This is a genomic window from Halothiobacillus sp., assembly GCF_027346185.1.
Taxonomy (GTDB): domain Bacteria; phylum Pseudomonadota; class Gammaproteobacteria; order Halothiobacillales; family Halothiobacillaceae; genus Halothiobacillus.
Genome location: NZ_DAIESY010000050.1, coordinates 1 through 18,914 on the forward strand (window position 1 = coordinate 1; position 18,914 = coordinate 18,914).

11 protein-coding genes, 1 tRNA gene and 1 other RNA gene are annotated in these 18,914 nt (G+C 52.8%); 10 read left to right on the top strand and 3 right to left on the bottom strand.

All coding sequences use genetic code 11. From position 1 onward, the window contains the following. The 7 genes from ssrA (at position 1) to M7R55_RS03680 (ending at position 7,844) form a co-directional block, all read left to right on the top strand. Positions 1 to 359, top strand: a transfer-messenger RNA (tmRNA) gene (ssrA, locus tag M7R55_RS03650). A 256-nt stretch (positions 360 to 615) separates the two neighbouring features. After that, positions 616 to 690 (top strand) — tRNA-Val (locus tag M7R55_RS03655). A gap of 470 nt (positions 691 to 1,160) precedes the next feature. Continuing rightward, entirely contained in the window at positions 1,161 to 2,618 is a 1,458-nt protein-coding gene (locus M7R55_RS03660) for an efflux transporter outer membrane subunit (protein ID WP_298218605.1), read from the top strand. Further along, on the top strand, positions 2,615 to 3,901 hold the full coding sequence (locus tag M7R55_RS03665; RefSeq protein WP_298218608.1) for an efflux RND transporter periplasmic adaptor subunit: 1,287 nt from the start codon (positions 2,615 to 2,617) through the stop codon (positions 3,899 to 3,901). The genes M7R55_RS03660 and M7R55_RS03665 overlap by 4 nt, the downstream gene beginning before the upstream one ends. After that, positions 3,898 to 4,620, top strand: coding sequence for an ABC transporter ATP-binding protein (locus M7R55_RS03670; protein WP_298218610.1), 723 nt, complete (start codon positions 3,898 to 3,900; stop codon positions 4,618 to 4,620). Before M7R55_RS03665 ends, M7R55_RS03670 begins: the two co-directional genes overlap by 4 nt. Next, positions 4,620 to 5,825: an ABC transporter permease gene (locus tag M7R55_RS03675; RefSeq protein ID WP_298218612.1), complete on the top strand. Its 1,206-nt coding sequence runs from the start codon at positions 4,620 to 4,622 to the stop codon at positions 5,823 to 5,825. The genes M7R55_RS03670 and M7R55_RS03675 overlap by 1 nt, the downstream gene beginning before the upstream one ends. Before the next feature lie 666 nt (positions 5,826 to 6,491). Beyond that, entirely contained in the window at positions 6,492 to 7,844 is a 1,353-nt protein-coding gene (locus tag M7R55_RS03680) for a DUF4010 domain-containing protein (protein WP_298218614.1), read from the top strand. A gap of 55 nt (positions 7,845 to 7,899) precedes the next feature. Here M7R55_RS03680 and malQ read toward each other — a convergent pair whose 3' ends face one another. Genes malQ through glgC form a run of 3 tightly spaced genes read right to left on the bottom strand, consistent with a single transcriptional unit; the run spans position 7,900 to position 12,340 of the window. Beyond that, a complete protein-coding gene (gene malQ, locus M7R55_RS03685; RefSeq protein WP_298218653.1) occupies positions 7,900 to 9,330 on the bottom strand; it encodes a 4-alpha-glucanotransferase in 1,431 nt (476 codons plus the stop codon). A gap of 41 nt (positions 9,331 to 9,371) precedes the next feature. Then, positions 9,372 to 11,072 carry a glycoside hydrolase family 57 protein gene (locus tag M7R55_RS03690; RefSeq protein ID WP_298218616.1) on the bottom strand — a complete coding sequence of 567 codons (1,701 nt, stop codon included), beginning with the start codon at positions 11,070 to 11,072 and terminating at the stop codon, positions 9,372 to 9,374. After that, positions 11,072 to 12,340, bottom strand: coding sequence for a glucose-1-phosphate adenylyltransferase (gene glgC / locus M7R55_RS03695; RefSeq protein ID WP_298218655.1), 1,269 nt, complete (start codon positions 12,338 to 12,340; stop codon positions 11,072 to 11,074). Before glgC ends, M7R55_RS03690 begins: the two co-directional genes overlap by 1 nt. A 735-nt stretch (positions 12,341 to 13,075) precedes the next feature. Here glgC and glgB point away from each other — a divergent pair. The 3 genes from glgB to M7R55_RS03710 are packed head-to-tail and all read left to right on the top strand — an operon-like array spanning position 13,076 to position 18,882. Further along, entirely contained in the window at positions 13,076 to 15,241 is a 2,166-nt protein-coding gene (gene glgB / locus M7R55_RS03700) for a 1,4-alpha-glucan branching protein GlgB (RefSeq protein ID WP_298218618.1), read from the top strand. Positions 15,242 to 15,257: 16 nt separating this feature from the next. Further along, positions 15,258 to 16,706, top strand: coding sequence for a glycogen synthase GlgA (gene glgA, locus M7R55_RS03705; RefSeq protein WP_298218620.1), 1,449 nt, complete (start codon positions 15,258 to 15,260; stop codon positions 16,704 to 16,706). Next, positions 16,699 to 18,882, top strand: a complete 2,184-nt coding sequence (locus M7R55_RS03710; protein ID WP_298218622.1) for a DUF1631 family protein — start codon at positions 16,699 to 16,701, stop codon at positions 18,880 to 18,882. The genes glgA and M7R55_RS03710 overlap by 8 nt, the downstream gene beginning before the upstream one ends. Positions 18,883 to 18,914 lie beyond the last annotated feature (32 nt).

The following is an 18,914-nucleotide window of genomic DNA, read 5'->3' on the forward strand; positions in this document are numbered from 1 at the left end:
GGGGGTGACATGGCTTCGACGCGGGTCACGAAACTCTAGGTGCATGTCGAGGGGTAGAGCCTCGTAAAAATCTGCAAAAAATTTAGTTGCCAACGACGACAACTACGCACTCGCTGCTTAATAACCAGTAGGGTGCCGTCTGACTGAAGCCGTGCTTGTGCGTTCAGGTTCCAGGCGTCGACTCTCACAAGATCGTCATGAAGCGTGTCCGGCGTGAATTGGCTAAAACTTATCCGGAATCGCTCGTGGTTTTCCCTGCCTGTTGGGTAGCTCCGGGTTAAAATCAAAAACAGGAAAAACATGTAGTACCGAAAGCGTAGGATTTGCGGACGGGGGTTCAATTCCCCCCACCTCCACCATACAGTAATTTCCCGGCCTTGATCTGCCGGGATTTTTTTGCATTTTTTCAGGGCCATATCCTAAATACCCCGGCTTACAAGTTGGGCCATGAGTGGGCCAAAGTTGGGCCAAAGATAGGCTTCAAACGAATTCAGGGGACTTGGATGCGATGACGAAGGCATCGCAATGAGCTTTAACAAATCAGCTCAAAGCGCGCCGGAACAATGCCTTGACGTTAAAGAAACTGCTATGTAATATGCGCGACCTGATTATTAAAGTCGCGTAGCTCAGTGGTAGAGCATCACCTTGACATGGTGGTGGTCGGTGGTTCGATCCCACTCGCGACTACCAGATCATTTTTTTCAAGCCTTTCAGATGACGCTTGAATATCAATCAATAAATAAGCCTCAAACTGCGCTACAAAGCCATTTGAGGCTTTTTTCATTATCCTTGGCCGGAAAATTAAAGGAACATAAGGACATAACCAGAACTGTGGCTGGAGCATACTGACCTTTGGATGAGCTTGTGGTTCCCCGTCCTTGAATCACGCTCTCGAACCATAGGGAATCTCTGCACGAATCCGTTCCTGCTTCGTGGTCTCACGCCAGCTTCAGGTTCAAAAACACCTATGTCTGCACACGCCCGAACAGGGTTCCGCAATTCAAAGACTTTAGTCATTGAGCGGCAGGGCATCCATGTCTTGCACGGGAAGGGCTGCATTTGTGCAGACCTTCCCTGGACTTCATACACCAAAAGCCTGTTCAAGAAATTTATACGGTATAATTTTTAGAGTATTTTGGCTTCCACCAGGTGATCCGCGCTTGAACTTCAAACACCTCTATCCAAGGCACATTGCCGTAGTCTTATCGGCAGCCTTGATGCTTTCCGGGTGCGCGGCAGTCGGGCCGGATTACCAGAGGCCGACGGTTCCCGTACCGAAAAACTGGCAAACGCCAACACCAAACGACGCACCCTCCAGCGTCGATAACGCCGGGCTGGCTCGTTGGTGGCGCGAATTCCATGATCCGGTTCTGAATCGGTTGATTGAGCGTGCGTTAGCCAACAACAAGAATCTGAAACAGGCAGAAGCCCGTCTGCTTGAAGCCCGCGCCAGGCGCGGGTTTGCCGAAGCAGATCGATTCCCGACGCTCGGAGCGAACGCTTCGGCCAACCGCAATGGCAGCAGTCAAGAACTGGGTTTTGGGCTTACCAACAACCAGTACAGCGCGGGTTTCGATGCGCGCTGGGAAATGGATATCTTCGGCGGGAAACGGCGCGCACTTGAAGCGGCCTCGGCACAAGTTGCGGCAAGTGAAGCCGATCTGTCTGCCGTTCAGACCAGTCTCACGGCCGAAGTGGGCGTCAACTACCTGAATCTGCGCGCCTATGCGGCCCGGCTTGCTGTTGCCAAGGCCAATCTCGCCATCCAGACGCAAACCCGTGATTTGGCCCAATGGCGCTATCAGGCGGGTTTGACCAGTCGCCTCGACATGGAACAGGCAACCTCCGCGCTGGAACAGACCCGTGCCCAGATTCCCGTGCTGGAAACCAGCCTGGCCCAAACCAAGAACCAGATCGCGATACTGCTCGGCATCAACCCCGAAGACCTGCCCCCATTCGCCACCGCGCCGATTCCCCGGGCCGATGCCATGATGAATACGGGTATTCCGGCCGATCTGCTCCGTCGTCGCCCGGATATTCGCCGGGCTGAACGGCAATTGGCGGCGCAGACCGCCCAAATCGGTGTGGCAACGGCCGCCCAGTACCCGGACTTTTCTCTGGCAGGCAGTATCGGTCTGGCTTCCTTGGCCACAGGCAACCTGTTCACGGCCGCAGCCAGAACCTTCTCGCTCGGCAGTAATGCTGCCTGGACGCTATTCGATGCCGGTCGGATTCATCAGAACATCCAGATCCAGAATGCGCTGCAGGCACAAGCGCTGGCTCAATATGAATCCACCGTACTGACGGCTTTTGGCGAAGTCGAGAATGCATTGATTTCATATACACGCGAACAAGAGCGTCGTGCCGCATTGACCAAGGCGGTCGCCGCAGCCCAAAGTGCACAAGCGCTGGCGCAGAGCCAATATGCCGCAGGCCTGATCGACTTTCAGTCGGTGCTCGATACGCAACGGAGCCTGCTGACCCTGCAGGATTTGCTCACCACCAGCGAAGCGGCTGTCAGCACAAGTTTGATTCAACTCTACAAAGCCCTGGGTGGAGGCTGGGTCGCGAACCCACCCGCCCCTGACCTCACTTCTTCTTCGGAGATCACGCCATGAGCGCGACCAAACCTCAACCTTCTGCTGGTGCCGAAAGCGCCCGAGCGCCGATTTTCATGCAAAAATCCGGCGGTAGCCGATGGAAACGCTGGCTGCTCATCGTGCTGGCCGTTGTCGTTCTGGTCGCCGGATATAGGCTGTTTCGAGGGCAGGAAACCAACACGCCCCAATATGTAACCCAGCCGGTGCAACGCGGCGATCTCACGGTTGAAGTGACGGCGACGGGCACGTTGGCACCGACCAATCAGGTCGATGTGGGGATCGAGGTTTCCGGAACCATCAAGGAAGTGCTGGTCGACTACAACGATAAGGTAAAGGTCGGTCAACCGCTCGCCCTGCTCGACCCGACCAAGCTCGAAGCCCAGTTACGGCAGTCCACCGCAGCGCTTGATGCGGCGCGCGCGCGGGTGCAACAGGCCGAAGCCACGGTGCAGGAATCCAAGAGCCAGCTCGCCCGACTGGAGGATGTGCGGAAGATGAGCGGCGGCAAGGTGCCCTCCAAACTCGAATTCGACAAAGCACAGGCCGCCTATAACCGGGCCAAGGCAGACCTTGCCAGCGCACGGGCCAGCGTTGTGCAAAGCGAGGCGGTGCAAAACGCCAACCGCACCGATCTTTCCAAAACCGTTGTGCGTTCGCCCATCAATGGCATCGTGCTGAATCGCAATGTGGAACCGGGCCAGACCATCGCGGCCTCATTCCAGGCACCCGTACTCTTCACACTGGCTGAAGACCTCACGCAGATGGAGTTGCAGGTCGATGTCGATGAGGCAGATGTCGGTCAGGTCCATGTGGGACAGCCCGCCCGTTTTACAGTGGACGCTTTTCCTGATCGAAATTTCGATGCAAAAGTCACCCAGGTGCGCTACGGCTCGCAAACCGTTTCCGGCGTGGTGACCTACAAAACCATTCTCAAGGTCGACAACCGGGATCTTCTGCTGCGCCCCGGAATGACGGCCACCGCGCATATTCTGGTCAACGAAGACAAGAACGCGCTCCTCGTACCGAATGCGGCACTGCGCTTTTCACCGCCTGTGATGCCAACAACCAAAAGTAGCGGCGGTCTGATCTCCAATTTGATGCCACGCCCTCCGCGCTCCACCCAGAATTCGATGCAGGCACCGACAGGCAAGGAGCAGCGCGTCTGGATATTGAAGGATGGGAAACCTGAACCGATCGATGTCATGACCGGGCAGACGAACGGGATCATGACCGCCATTACGGAAGGTGCGCTGCAACCCGGCACACCACTGATTGTCGACATGAACGAGCAGACAAAATGAGTGATGCGTCCGCACCGACACAAGGCCCCTTGCTTGAACTGGCAGGCGTAACCAAAGTGTATGGCAAGGGCAGCGCGTCCATGCAAGCCCTGCGCGGTATCAATCTGGCGATTGAAGAAGGCGAGTTTGTGGCCATCATGGGCGCCAGTGGCTCGGGCAAAAGCACCGCGATGAACATCATCGGCTGTCTGGACACACCCACCAGTGGAAACTACCGTTTCCGAGGCTTCGAAGTCGGGCAACTGAACCGCGACCAAAGGGCGCTGTTGCGACGCCACGAACTGGGGTTCGTTTTCCAGGGTTTCAATCTGCTGGCCCGAACCTCCGCTCTGGAAAATGTCGAGTTGCCGCTGATTTATCAGGGCGTACCGATTGCAGAGCGCCACAATCGGGCACGTGCGGCACTTGCCGATGTGGGACTGGACGGCTGGGAGCACCATACGCCCAGCGAACTTTCGGGCGGACAGCAACAACGGGTCGCCATTGCGCGCGCCATCGTGACACGCCCCGCCATCCTCCTGGCCGACGAGCCAACCGGCAACCTCGATACGGCCAGAAGTCAGGAAGTCATGGAAATGATTACCCGCTTCAACCGCGACAAGGGCATTACCGTGGTGATGGTGACGCATGAACCGGACATGGCAGCTTATGCGAGGCGTGTCATCCATTTTCGAGATGGCTTGGTCGAAAGCGACACCGCTCAAACAGGAGCGGCATGATGTTGTGGAATACCTTTCTGCTGGCATTACGCGAAATCAGACGCAACGTGATGCGCTCGTTCCTGACCATTCTCGGCATCGTCATCGGGGTCGCAGCGGTGATCGTGATGGTGACGCTCGGCGGCGGTGCCACGGCAAAGGTCAGTGAGCAGATCGCCAGTCTCGGCAGCAACCTGTTGATTGCCACACCCGGGAAACGCATGGGGCCGGGACAGATCAGCGGCGCGCCCGCATTCAAAGCGGAAGATGCCGAAGCCATTGCCCGTGAAGTTCCGGGCCTAGCGGCAATAGCACCCGCCTCCTCGCGCGCCATGACGGTGGTGTACGGCAACCAGAACTGGTCGACAATGGTGAGCGGATCCACGGACGACTATTTCGCCGCACGGAACTGGACCATACAGGACGGACGCCGATTCAGCAGCAGTGAACTTCGTTCCGGCGCGGCCGTTTGCATAATCGGCGCCACCGTCAAATCCAAGTTGTTCGGCAGTCAGGACCCGATCGGCGACCGAATCAGGCTGCAAAAAATGGCCTGTCAGGTCATCGGTGTTCTGGATGCCAAAGGCCAATCCACCATGGGCACGGATCAGGATGATCTGGTGCTGATTCCTCTTCGGACATTCCAGCGCCGCATCTCCGGCAACCTGGATGTGAACATTATTCAGGTTTCTGCCGCCAAGGGTGTATCGACAGACCGGGTCAAGCGGGATATCGAGCAGATTCTGCGTGAGCGCCGCCATATACCAACGGCCGGGGAAAGCGACTTCAACGTGATGGATATGAAAGAAATCACCAAGATGCTCACGGGAACAACCCAGATTCTGACGGCCCTACTGGGGGCGGTTGCGGCGGTGAGCCTGCTCGTGGGCGGCATCGGGATCATGAACATCATGCTGGTGTCCGTCACCGAACGGACGCGTGAAATTGGTATCCGCATGGCGATCGGCGCACTCGAGCGGGAAGTTCTGCTCCAGTTTCTGGTTGAAGCGATTGTTTTATCCTCGCTTGGCGGTCTGATCGGTATTGCCCTGGCCCTTGGCGGATCAATCGCGCTGGCCAGCGCTTTGCACATTCCCTTTGTTTTCAATGCAGGAATTGTTGCCCTGGCTGCACTATTTTCAGCCGCTGTGGGGGTCGTCTTCGGGTATTTTCCAGCGCGCAAGGCAGCACGACTCGACCCCATTGAGGCGCTCCGTCATGAGTAATCGGGTTGACATATCAAGCGCTCGCACGCCTGCCCCATGATGATTCACCGCTTGGTAAGCGTGAGCGATTTGAGGGATTCGGCTTTCACTATCCTGCACGGAAAACGAGCATAAAAGTTATCAACAAAAACTGTGGATAACCTTGGGTATAAAGTTTCCACAAGCACAACCCATCAAGCAGTTACCGCTTCTGGTTATTTTTACACCAACATGACCAATCGAAAATATATACAATAAAATCAATATATTAAATAGACAATGTATATTTTAAGTAAAGTCGATACGGGAACTTGAATTCCAGCCATGACCTGACTTCCGCTGTGCATAGTTCCAATGCTGTCAATAGAAGATTTTTCGATATAACCAATTTTTTTGCTTTACTTTTCACCCAAAAAAGGTGGTCGTCACCCACTGATTAAATGACAAATCACCATCGAAAAAGTCGTCGAGACTTTCAATCAGCATTTCTGATAGAGATTTCTTTCTTGGTACGGCCTCCTGTCCATTATTTATCCTGGTGGGTACCTCGAAAAACCCCATCCTTGGGATTTTTCGAGGACGTTCGTCGCGGGAAGCCCGCGACAAACTCACGCTATTTCAATCGCTTATGCGATTGCGCGGCACCACTTCCATGTGGTGCATGGGCACCTCGAAAGGTTTTTCGAGGTGCCCTGGTGTCTGTTCGCGCTCTTGCCGTCACCGCCCGCTGCGGCCATGATGAGCGAAACCGTTCCGGATTTAACATACATGGGCTCAATCAATTCACTTTCACCTTTACTGGTCGCGTTCCTGGAAACGTCGATTTTCGGGTTTCTCATCGGTCTTGAGTGGCACAGTTATCGCCGCGCGGCCAACAAGGATCTGGGTTTTGGCACAACGCGCACGCTGACCCTGCTGTCGATTCTCGGCTATGGACTAACCGTCATTGACCCGAGCTTTATCGCCTATGGCGTGGGTTTGCTGGTCATCGGTGCGTTACTGTCTTTAGCCTACTGGTATCGGCTAACCAGAACTCAGGATGATCGACTCCTGAGCACACTGATTGCACTCGTGGTTTATCTACTCGGCCCACTGTCTCTACACGGCCCATTATGGCTGCCGATTGTCTTCATGATCGTGGTCTTGCTGTTGCTGGGTGAAAAACCCGGCATCAGGCGGTTTTCGGATGCCTTCCGACACGACGAAGCGCTGACACTGGTCAAATTCTTCCTGATGGCGGGGGTGATTTTGCCCCTGCTGCCAGATCGCCAGATCGCTGGATTTATCGACGTAACCTGGCATCAGGTCTGGTTCGCGGTGATTGTCGTATCGGCGATTTCTTATTTGAGCTATCTGGCCCAAACCTATTTTTTCCCGGAACGTGGCGTCCTGCTGACGGGCATCCTCGGCGGCATGTATTCGAGCACGGCAGCCACTGTTGTGCTGGGTAGGCGCGCACAGAAACAGCCCGAACCTCAGGCTCGTCTGATCGGTGTCGCGGTGTTGCTGGCCACGACAATGATGTATTTGAGACTCTGGGTGCTAATTGTCGTGCTGGGGCATTCACAAACAGCTACCCATCTTGCCGCCCCGTTCGCCCTGTTGATCCTCAGTACAGCGGCGCTTGCCTTGTGGCAATTCAGAAGGGTGAAGGTGAATGCAGAGCCACAGCCTGAGTTGCCACCCAGCCATCCTCTCGAATTCTCGACGGCTTTGTTATTTGCCTTCCTGTTTGTATTTTTTGCCACCGTTACGCATTTCGTCGTCACCGACTACGGCGTGAGTGGCTTGCACGTGCTTTCTTTCATGGTCGGCTTTACGGACATCGATCCCTTCATCCTGTCGCTTTTGGACGGAAAATTTCACGTGAGTGAAAACGCCCTGGAAATCGCCATCCTCATTGCGAGCGGCAGCAACAATCTGTTGAAAGCAGGCTATACGGTCGCCCTGTCGCGCAATCCGGCCCTGTTTGGATCAGCAGCCTGGCTGGCCGCGACCTTTCTGCTGTCGCTGGGATATATCGCTCTGTTTCTGAGGTAGCGTGTGTGGACAACCGGTAGGCGCCAAACTCGCTCAAATGAACCGCACATCAGTGTCAGCCGGGGTCGCGCTGATACTCTGTCACCAAAGCGCGGATACGTTTCGATAACTCAGCACTCATGTCGGCACGCTCAAACTGCCAGGTCCAATTACCCGTCGGTGTACCCGGCGTATTGATTCGACCGCTCGAATCACAACCCAGCCAATCGGCCATGGGAATAATGGCTAATTGAGCAACCGAGGCCATGGCCGCACGAATAAGCGCCATCGGCATCGGCTCTGACCTCGACAGATTCAATTGCTGCTCGAGCACGTCGTACACGTGCGCTTGTGCATCCGGGCTGAGCGATTGCCACCAACCCAGCGTCGTATCATTATCGTGCGTTCCGGTATACACGACCGAATCGGCCTGGTGATTCACGGGCAGATAGGGGTTATCGTCATCGCTATCAAAAGCGAACTGCAGGATGAGCATGCCCGGCATACCGAATGCCTTGCGCAAAGCGGTAACATCTTCGGTGATCACACCCAGATCTTCCGCGATGATGGGCAGATCACCGCCGAAAGCCTCGCTCAAAGCTGTCAATAAAGCGGCACCCGGCGCTTCGACCCAGCGGCCATCGATCGCGGTATCGCAATGAGCGGGAATCGACCAGTACGCCGCCAGCCCACGAAAATGGTCGATTCGCACCCAGTCGAACATGTCGATGTGGCGGGCCATTCGCTGTTTCCACCAGGAGAACCCATCGGCCGCCATGCGGGACCAGTCAAAGAGCGGATTCCCCCAGCGCTGCCCGGTTGCGGAGAAGTAGTCGGGCGGAACGCCGGCCACCTTGGTGGGCAAACCTCGTTCGTCCAGTTGGAAAAACGCCCGATTCGCCCAAACGTCGGCCGAATCACCGGCCACAAAAATCGGCAGGTCACCGTAGATCAAAATACCAAGTTCGTGGGCTTTCGTGACTATGCGCCGCCACTGGCGATCCAGCAGGAACTGTTCGAACTGTATGGCATAAACTGCTTTCGCATGATCCCGTGCAAAAGCCTCAAGGGAGGCCGGATCACGATCTCGCCATGCCGGTCGCCACTCAAGCCACGACCGCCCCTGTTCATGGGACTTGATGACCATGAATAAGGCGTAATCATCAAGCCAGTTAGACGACGCACGACAAAACTGTTCGAATTCGGCCAACAGGGATGTCAAGGCGCCCTGCCCGGCTCTTCGTTCGGACACCGTGGCGACAGGGTCAAAATCATCGGGATTGAGCAACAGGGCGTCGGACAGGAATGCCGGGTTGATCGCAAAAGAAGATGCGCACTGATAAGGGGAACCATCCATAAGTGGCGGCCCGAGCGGCAACACTTGCCAAACAGTCAGGCGGCTTTGGGTCATGAACGCCAGGAATTGATCCACTGAGGGGCCAAAATCACCCGATGGCAGGCTAAATACAGGGGTCAGAACGCCCGCTCTTCGCAGGGCACAGGGCATTTCAGGCAAATTTTTTTTCTCTTTGGACGACTCTTTACCCATTATTGGCCACGCCGCATCACACCGCCCGCTTCCACTGCCGAGTTTGCTTCGACGCCAAGACACAGTGGAACAGACAGATTGGCCGGCACATCCGCACCGATAAGCTCGTACAATCGAGTCAACTGTAAGCGGTACAAGTGGTCGAAATCTCGAACGGCATCGCCCGGGTTGTAATCACCAAACCACCAGAACCAGTCTGAGCCCTCGCAGATAGCCAGTTGCTGGAGATTCCGCGCCTCGGTTTGGGCATCCCACGGCCGTATGGACTGAGCTTTCACAAATGCCAGACGTGCCTCAATCAGCATATCCCAAGCCCGGTTCTTGGCCGCACTGCCGATCCAAGTCGTCAGATTGCCATACACCCAACTCCCCGCAACAAGGTGCTGCAAGGTCTTGCGTTGATAAGTCTTGGTCACCACCTCGGAGAACGTGGTGAGTTCGATATCCGGGTGTGTACTCAATCCCTTGTACAAGGCATCCAGAAACCAATAACCATTGTGTGGGTAAAACTCCCAGGCATTTTCACCATCGAGAATAATAGAGACCACAGCGTCGTCATTCTGACAATCGTGACGAATCTTCATCAAATGGGCGATAAAGTCGGCAACAGCATCATCTGCATGCCATTTCTGGTAGTCGAACCCGATCAGATCGGAGAGACCGTCATCCCTAAAAAAAAGTGCGGGCGACAAAGCATCGAACTGCCACACTCGGTGACGGCAATCATTTGCAACCATCTTCTGTTTCTGTAACGAGTGGCTCAGCACTTGATCGCCACTGGCCAACCAAGTGAAACCGGCTTTAGCCAATTCATGCACCGTCGGTTCGGAAACCGCGCCTTCAGAGGGCCAGCAACCAGTAGGATGAACGCCGAAAAAGCGCTTGAACACAGCAAAACCGTGCTGCAAGTGCCACTGCACACGGTCTGCGCCACCGGGATAACTCAGGTGCTGCGGCTGCGGGTCATGCGGGCAAGTCTGCTTACCGGCGGTCATATCGAGCAACAACGGCATAATCGGATGCGCATAAGGCGTCATGGATAGCTCAACTTGTCCATTTTCCGATAACGCCCGATAGCGAGTAAAGATTCCCGCAATCAAGGAACCTATGAGCGCCAGCAGCTGAGCGCGCTCATCACTGTCGAACCCGGTGGGCTTGGCCATCAGCTGTTTAACGAGTGTATTTTCAAGACGAACGGTTTCACCCATCCAGGCCAAGTGGTACCACACCGCCAAATCGGCCATGAATTGATCGCTCAGATAATGCCCGTTTTCAGTATTGGCAGAAATTGAACGCGCCAGATCTACCAGATCCCTGAATGGTTCAAAACGGTTAACCAATCGGTCTTCATTCGCGCGCAGGCAGGCCCGAACAACGGTCATCCGCGCAGCCGAATCGTTAATCTGCGCGGGCTCGACCAAAGCGACCAGCAACGGGTCACGCAGCTTGGATATCTCGCGTGTTTCGAGGTATTGCGCGATCTGGACCGAGTAATCGTCGAGTTGTTCGAGCAGGATGGGCACAAAATTGACGACTGCGCGCGCGCGCGGGTGACGCTCGAGATGCGCGGCCATATCGACATAGTCCTTGATGGCGTGCAGGTAAGTCCACGGCTGCTGGTAGATTTTATCCCGAGGGTCTCTGTATTCCGGCTGGTGCATATGCCAGCAAAGAACAACGGGTAACTTCTTGTGTTTCATCAGCGCACCATGTGTAAACGTTGTCCGAGCATGTCCGGCGTCACCAGCACGATCCCATTCGGACTGACCTCAAAACGCTTCTTGTCTTCAACTGGGTCGAATCCGATTTTCATCCCTTCGGGGATGACACAGCCTTTGTCCACAACGGCATTCTGAATCTTGACCCCCTTATTGACGATCGCGTTGGGCAAGATCACGGAGCTTTCGACTGAAGCCTGCTCTTTGACGATGACATTGGAGAAAAGCAGGGAATGGCGCACCAAGGCACCTGAAATGATGCAGCCGCCGGACACCATGGAATCAACAGCCATCCCGCGCCGATCTTCGTCGTCGAATACAAACTTGGCGGGCGGCAATTGCTCCTGATGTGTCCAGATCGGCCAGTCGGTATCGTACAGATTCAGATCGGGGGTCACGCCAATCAGTTCAAGATTTGCCGCCCAGTAAGAATCGATGGTCCCCACATCCCGCCAGTAGGCTTGGGTATTGTTCTGAACATCCCGGAACGGATAAGCGAACACCTGATATCGGTTGATCACTCGTGGAATGACATTCTTACCAAAGTCGTGATCCGAATGTGGATCATCCGCATCGTAAATCAGTTGCTCGAACAGAAATTTGGTATTGAAGACATAGATGCCCATCGACGCCAATGCCTTGCCGGGATTACCCGGTATTTCAGGGGGGGCATCGGGCTTCTCCAGAAACATGTTGACCCGCCCCTCGCCAGCAACACCCATCACGCCGAATGCCTTGGCCTCATCCACGGGCACTTCGATACAGCCGATGGTCAAATCTGCTCCTTTTTCGACGTGGTAGGCAATCATCGGACCGTAGTCCATTTTATAGATATGATCGCCCGCCAGAATGAGAATGTATTCGGCGTCATGGGTTCGCAGAATGTCGATGTTCTGGTACACGGCATCGGCGGTGCCGCTGTACCATGATTTCTCGTTGATCCGCTGCTGTGCTGGCAGCAACTCCACGAACTCGTTACGAGCCATCCGGTTCGAGCCCCAGGCCAATTGGACGTGCTTGATGAGCGAGTGGGCCTTGTACTGCGTCAGTACTGCCATGCGTCGGATACCTGAATTAACGCAATTGGATAATGGGAAATCAATAATCCGGAACTTTCCACCGAAGGGGACGGCAGGCTTCGCTCGCCAATCGGTGAGTTGTTTGAGACGAGAACCACGGCCTCCCGACAAAACCAGAGCCAATGTATCGCGGGTGATTCGACTGACCAATCGTTTGGGGCTATCAATCAACATAAATATATCCCTTTGTCACACAATTAAGGACACTCTGAACAATTCCATCCTAGAGTGTTCAGAGGGCGAAAATCAAAAAAGCAGTTTTTGATTTTCTTCATGAACAATCACGTGCGTGATCGTTCGTGGCAGCACACCCTGTGCCGCACGGAATCTCTGAATTCATCAAAATTTCCCTAAGAAAACTTTGCACGAATCCTTCCCTGGCTTCCTGCAGAAACACCCGTGCCTATACACGCCCGGCTCGGATTCAGCAATTCAATGACTTACGTCATTGAGCGGCAGGGCATCCATGCCCTGCACATGAAGGTCTGCATTTGTGCAGACCTTCCCTAAATGATCCTCAACTGAAAACGTTATGGCTTGATGAGCATAAGGAAATGATAGTTGATCACCTGCAATCTAACCTCATTATTCAGGCCCTTCAAGCCATAATCCTATCCTTGGAACATGACCGTCAAGCCAAAACGAAAAATAAATTTCACATCATTTTCACACGGACCGACTGGTGATCAATTCGTTGGTTCGAACCAAGATCGAAACAGGGTCGGCAAGAGCGACTCAAGGCTTCAATGCCAGTAATTAATGGACTGTTTTGACTCAACAGTAAATTTCCAGACCACTTACCCGAAGGCCGCGGGCCATGCGAGAGTTGAACAGTTTCACCATAAGGGATACCTTTATTCGGGCTGGCCAATTCGAGCAACTCATGCCTACACAAGGAACCCATTGATGCACTTAGATTTTCAACCCATCATCGAATCGAGAATGCATGATCCATTTTCCTTGCTGGGCCGACATCCACTTGGCGAGGGCAAATGCCGCTTTCACACCTACCAGCCTCAGGCCGAACAGGTCAAGATATTGAGCACCCAGGGGCAATGGCATAAATTGACTGCCGACGCCGATTATCCCGGTGTTTTTTTTGGATTCTTCGCCGAAGATGCGCTGCCCTTTCACCCGGTTCTGGAAATAGAAACGGCGGAACATCACAAATACCAGATCACCGATCCCTACAGCTTCGGGCCAGTACTCGGTGAACTCGACCTGCACTTGTTCGGTGAAGGAAAGCACTACGACCTATGGAAAATACTGGGCGCACACGTCATCACGATTGAAGGCGTTAAAGGAGTTAAATTTGCCGTTTGGGCACCCAATGCCAGTCGTGTCAGCGTGGTGGGCGATTTCAACAACTGGGATGGTCGACGCCATCCGATGCGCAGTCGAATCAGCAGTGGTGTCTGGGAATTGTTTATCCCAGGCCTATCTGCTGGCGATTTTTACAAGTTTGAAATCAAAAACAGGGATACCCAGGCCACCAGCGTTCGCACCGATCCCTTTGGCCGCAGCTTTGAACTTCGCCCCAATACGGCCGCCAAGGTAGTCAGTGACGAGGCGTTCCAATGGACAGATCAATTCTGGTTTAAGGCGCGCGAGCAAAGAGACTGGATGCACACCCCGATGAACGTCTACGAAGTTCACTTAGCTTCATGGAAACTGACAGACAAACAATTCCCAACCTATGCGGAATTGGCGGAGCAATTGATTCCGTATGTCAAAGACCGCGGTTACACCCACATTGAATTGCTGCCCATCACCGAACACCCCTTCGATGGCTCCTGGGGATACCAAACCACGGGTTATTTCGCCCCGACCTCCCGTTTCGGCACGCCGGAACAATTCAAGCAGTTCGTCAACAAGGCACACGAATCGGGCATCGGCATCATTCTCGACTGGGTTCCGGCTCACTTCCCCCGTGATGAATTTGCCCTCGCCCGCTTCGATGGAACAGCACTCTATGAGCACGAAGATCCGAGGCGTGGGGAACACCGTGACTGGGGCACCCTGATTTTCAATTACGGCCGCAAGGAAGTCAGCAATTTCCTGATTGCTTCTGCCCTGTACTGGATCGAAGAAATGCATCTCGATGGCCTGCGTGTCGATGCCGTGGCGTCCATGCTGTATCTCGATTATTCACGCGCGCATGGCGATTGGCTGCCAAACGCCTATGGCGGACGAGAAAACCTGGAAGCCATTGATTTCCTAAGAAATCTGAACCATGTGACACAAAGTCGGAACCCCGGTGCCTTGATGATGGCGGAGGAATCCACGGCCTGGCCTTTGGTGTCCAGACCGCCCGAAGTCGGCGGGCTTGGATTCGCATTGAAATGGAACATGGGCTGGATGAATGACACCCTGAAATATTTCCAGGAAGACCCAATCAACCGACAATATCACCACAACAATCTGACATTTGGGTTGCTTTATACCTTCACCGAAAACTTTGTGCTCCCCTTTTCACATGATGAAGTCGTGCACGGCAAAGGCTCGTTGCTGAATAAAATGCCCGGTGACGAATGGCAAAAATTCGCTAATTTGCGGCTACTCCTGGCCTACCAATGTGCCTATCCGGGAAAAAAACTCCTGTTCATGGGTTGCGAATTCGGCCAGGGCAACGAGTGGAATCACGCCACCCAACTTGATTGGTGGATGCTCGAATACAAACTCCATCAAGGAATCAGTCAATTCAGCACGGCACTGAATCATCTATATAAAAATGAAGTGGCACTGCATTACCATGATTTTGAAGCATGCGGATTCTCATGGAATGATTGCAACGACCGCAAGAACTCGGTTATCAGTTTCTTTAGACACGCCAAAAACCAGAACATCCTGACCATCCTTAATTTCACGCCCGTCGTCAGAATGAACTACAAAATCGGCCTACCGAATACCGACCAGTTGACTATCGTATTGAATTCGGACGAGCCCGTTTATGGTGGCTCAGGCACCGCGTTGGATTTAACTCACCATAAAGACAGCCCCCATAATGGTCAAAGTGCCCATATGGAACTGACATTACCGCCCCTTTGCGCGCTGATGATCAGAATACACTGAGAGATCACACAGAATTATGAACGTTCTTTTTGCCGCAAGCGAAATGTTCCCGTTGATCAAGACCGGCGGTCTCGCCGATGTGTCAGGGGCACTGCCCCTTGCGCTGGCTCAAGTGGGCGTGAACGTGCGCATCGTCTTGCCCAGATACGCCCATATCAGGGCCGAATTGATCGAATCGGAAACCAAAGTCGGCCACCGCGAGATCCTGGGCCAACCCGTAAAAATCAACTTGGCGATCCTGACTACCGGGCATCTGGTCTATCTGGTCGACCACCCTGTGTTTTCGGCCCGCCAGGGCAATCCCTACATGGGGCCGGACGGCAACACCTGGCACGACAACCCGGATCGGTTCAGCTTGTTTTGCCGGGCAGTGGTTGCTCTTTCCACCGGGCTGTTCGGGGAAGAATGGATGCCGGATATCATTCACAGCAACGACTGGCAAACAGGATTAATTCCGGCTCTGCTCTCAGAAAGCAGTTCACCAAAGAACATATTCACCATTCACAATCTGGCCTATCAGGGTGTGTTTGATCGTCCAACCTTCGAACGATTGGGCCTCCCCTGGTCCTTGTGGCGACCGGATGCACTGGAATACTGGGGCAACATGTCCTTCATGAAGGCTGGGATTGTTTTCTCTGAATTCGTGACCACGGTAAGCCAAACCTACGCGAAAGAAATCCAGTCACCGGAGTTCGGGTATGGGCTCGATGGGCTCCTCCACCATAAACAGGATCGACTCAAAGGCATCCTCAACGGCATTGGTGAAGACTGGAACCCACAAACCGATCAATTGCTTGAAAACCCTTTCAGCGCCGAAGACATGACTGGAAAAGCGATTATCAAGGAAAACATTCAACGCGAACTAGGCCTGACGATCGACACTAACACACCGCTCATCACCTATGTCGGTCGACTGGTCGAGCAAAAAGGGATCGATCTTCTCATACAAGTCATAGAAACCATGACCAGTCCGAAGGTGCAGTTCGCCATTCTGGGCGCGGGAGAACACCGCTTTGAGCATGCCTTGCGCAACCTTGCGGCGAAAAACCCGGATCGGATCGCCGTTGTCATCGGTTATGACGAGAAACTGGCGCACCGGCTCGAAGCGGCTGGCGATGCGTTCATTATGCCCAGCCGATTCGAACCCTGTGGCCTGAATCAAATGTACAGCCTAAGATATGGTGCTCTGCCGATTGTCCACCGGGTGGGTGGCCTGGCTGATACTGTCACGCATATCACACCAGAAAGTATTAAAGATGGTTCAGCTTCCGGTATTGTTATTGACTACCTGGATGTTTCGGCCATCCACTGGGCCATCGGGTATTTCATGGAAATATACAGCGACCAGGATCTATACAGAACAATTCAGCGACAGGGAATGCAAAAGGATTTCGGATGGATAACCAGTGCTAAAGAATATAAAAAAATTTATTCGATAGCACTCAAGGAACAGGGTTATGATTAATCGAATAAAGACAAGCACTGAAGAACTAAGAGACGAGCTTGATCGACTCGCCAAGTCGGCCCTGGATAGTGCATTAAACAGCCTGTTTAACGAGTTAGAGAAGAAGCTGTTTACTCGTGTTGATCACTCCTCAAATCAGCACGATACGTCAGATCTATTCGAAAAAATCGCCCAACTCAAAAACAACAGAAAAGATTTCGAAGACACGCTTTACTCCGTTATCTCGGAAAGCAATCCGATTCTGAATCAGATCAATTGGGTGAACGTAGTTCAAAACCGATCTCTTGCACTACAGATTGAGGACACGATTGCGCATGCCAAGGCAAAGTACGGCATTGAGCACGCGCAGTATGAATCCAGAATCAAAAGTCTGAATCTGACAGATGAAGTAGGCTTTCCCAAACACCTGTACACCGTATCCTCAATCACCTACGGCTTTATAAAGGCGAGCGGTTTATTCCAGAGTGATATTCGGGACAAACTGATCCATTCTCTCGGCACCAACGTACTGTACAAGTTGGAACCACTCTATATTTTATTAAATGATCTGCTGATTCAATCCGGCGTTATTCCCGAAGTCAAAAGTAAACGAACGCCACAACGATCAGAGCTGGAGTCATTGATCGATGCCATCTCAAACAGCGAGTCGCTCATTCAGGAACAACTGACCGAGCACACAAGGATTTCCTCAGAAGAAATACAGAGTTTCCTGAAATCATCGGTGGATAATAAAGACATATTCCTGCAGTCAAAATCATCATGGTCACCAAAAAAACTCATTGAAGCGATTATTGAAGGTTTCAGAAAATCACACCCCAGTCTGCCATCGAAAATTGAGCTCCATAATCATGATCAGGAAATAATAACGCTTGCCGGTGCCATTCTCTCTGATCTGATCAATAACGACGATATTAACCCGATCATTAAAAATCAGGCGATTGCGTTACAAGCCATCATCCTGCATACCGTATATACGGACGCGGACTTTTTCAGCAACCTCAAAAATCCAGCCCGTGAAGTGCTCAGCAAATTGGCCATACTTGGCTCAGACCCTTACCTCAGTACCGATGATATAAAAACAATCGCCAATTCGGTAAAATCATTTATAAGATCAACAACATCCAAGAAAAAACCTGCATTTGATGCGTTATATGAAGAACTGGATACGATCGAAAACAGTGAAATCCATCATGCCAAGCCCTCGCACAAAGACAAGTCTCAGTTAAGCACTTCAGTAACCGTCAGAAGCCAGAGCCGGATTGACTTCATTATCAATAGCGCTATCGGAGTGGCTTCGCTCTCTGAAGTAGCCAGTGCCTTTTTGGAGAACGTGCTGAATCCATTCATGGTCCACATTCTCTTGACGCAAGGACGGCAGTGTGATGAATGGAAAGAAGCACTGAACGCCCTTGACTCCATTATTCAGTTGGAAGTCTCAACCTCCAGCGACATCCGGGATACGTTGATAGTTGAAAGCAAGGTGAAGAAACTGATCAAACACCCTGTTTTCGGCGATTCCTTCTTCAAATTGGCGGTACCGAAAACGGCCACTGATAACTATTTTTCCCATCTGAAGGACAAGCGGACTCAACTGTCACAAATCGAGCAACGCAAGAAAGAAGAACGGGAGGCCCAGATTCCCTTGCGTAGAGAACAACTTAACCAAAAGTTTGTCGTCGCTCAAGTTGAGCTGGCTGAACTAAAAATGGTATCCATGGTGTCCAGCACTGCTTCGCCTCTAACTCATGAGAATGCCAACGAAGTTTCCGATGAGCGACCTGACGAGCGCTCAGCAGAAGGCGAAGAGGCAAAGTCAGCCGCCGCCGCACGGGTTAAGGAAACGAAGCAACCGGAGCCTGAACCATCTACTTACGATCAATTGTGCACCGATCAACGAATCAAACAGTTTCTGGAACGTCACATTCTAAACAATGAATGGCTTCAGATTTATACATCTAATGATGCTGCGCTAAGGCGTCTGAAAGCCGGCAAGGTCAATATGGAACTCAAAATTGTCAGTTTCGCCAATAGAAACGGAGAGACCACACTCGTCCTTCCCATTGCCCAATTTATCAGCGATCTATTCGAAAACCGCAGCAACCCCGTCTTCGACAATCCAAATTACAACAGTGCAAAACAACAGCTTCTGGATACGTTTAAAAATCATAGGGCGTGATATAAATCACATGAAATCCTGCCACGATCCTG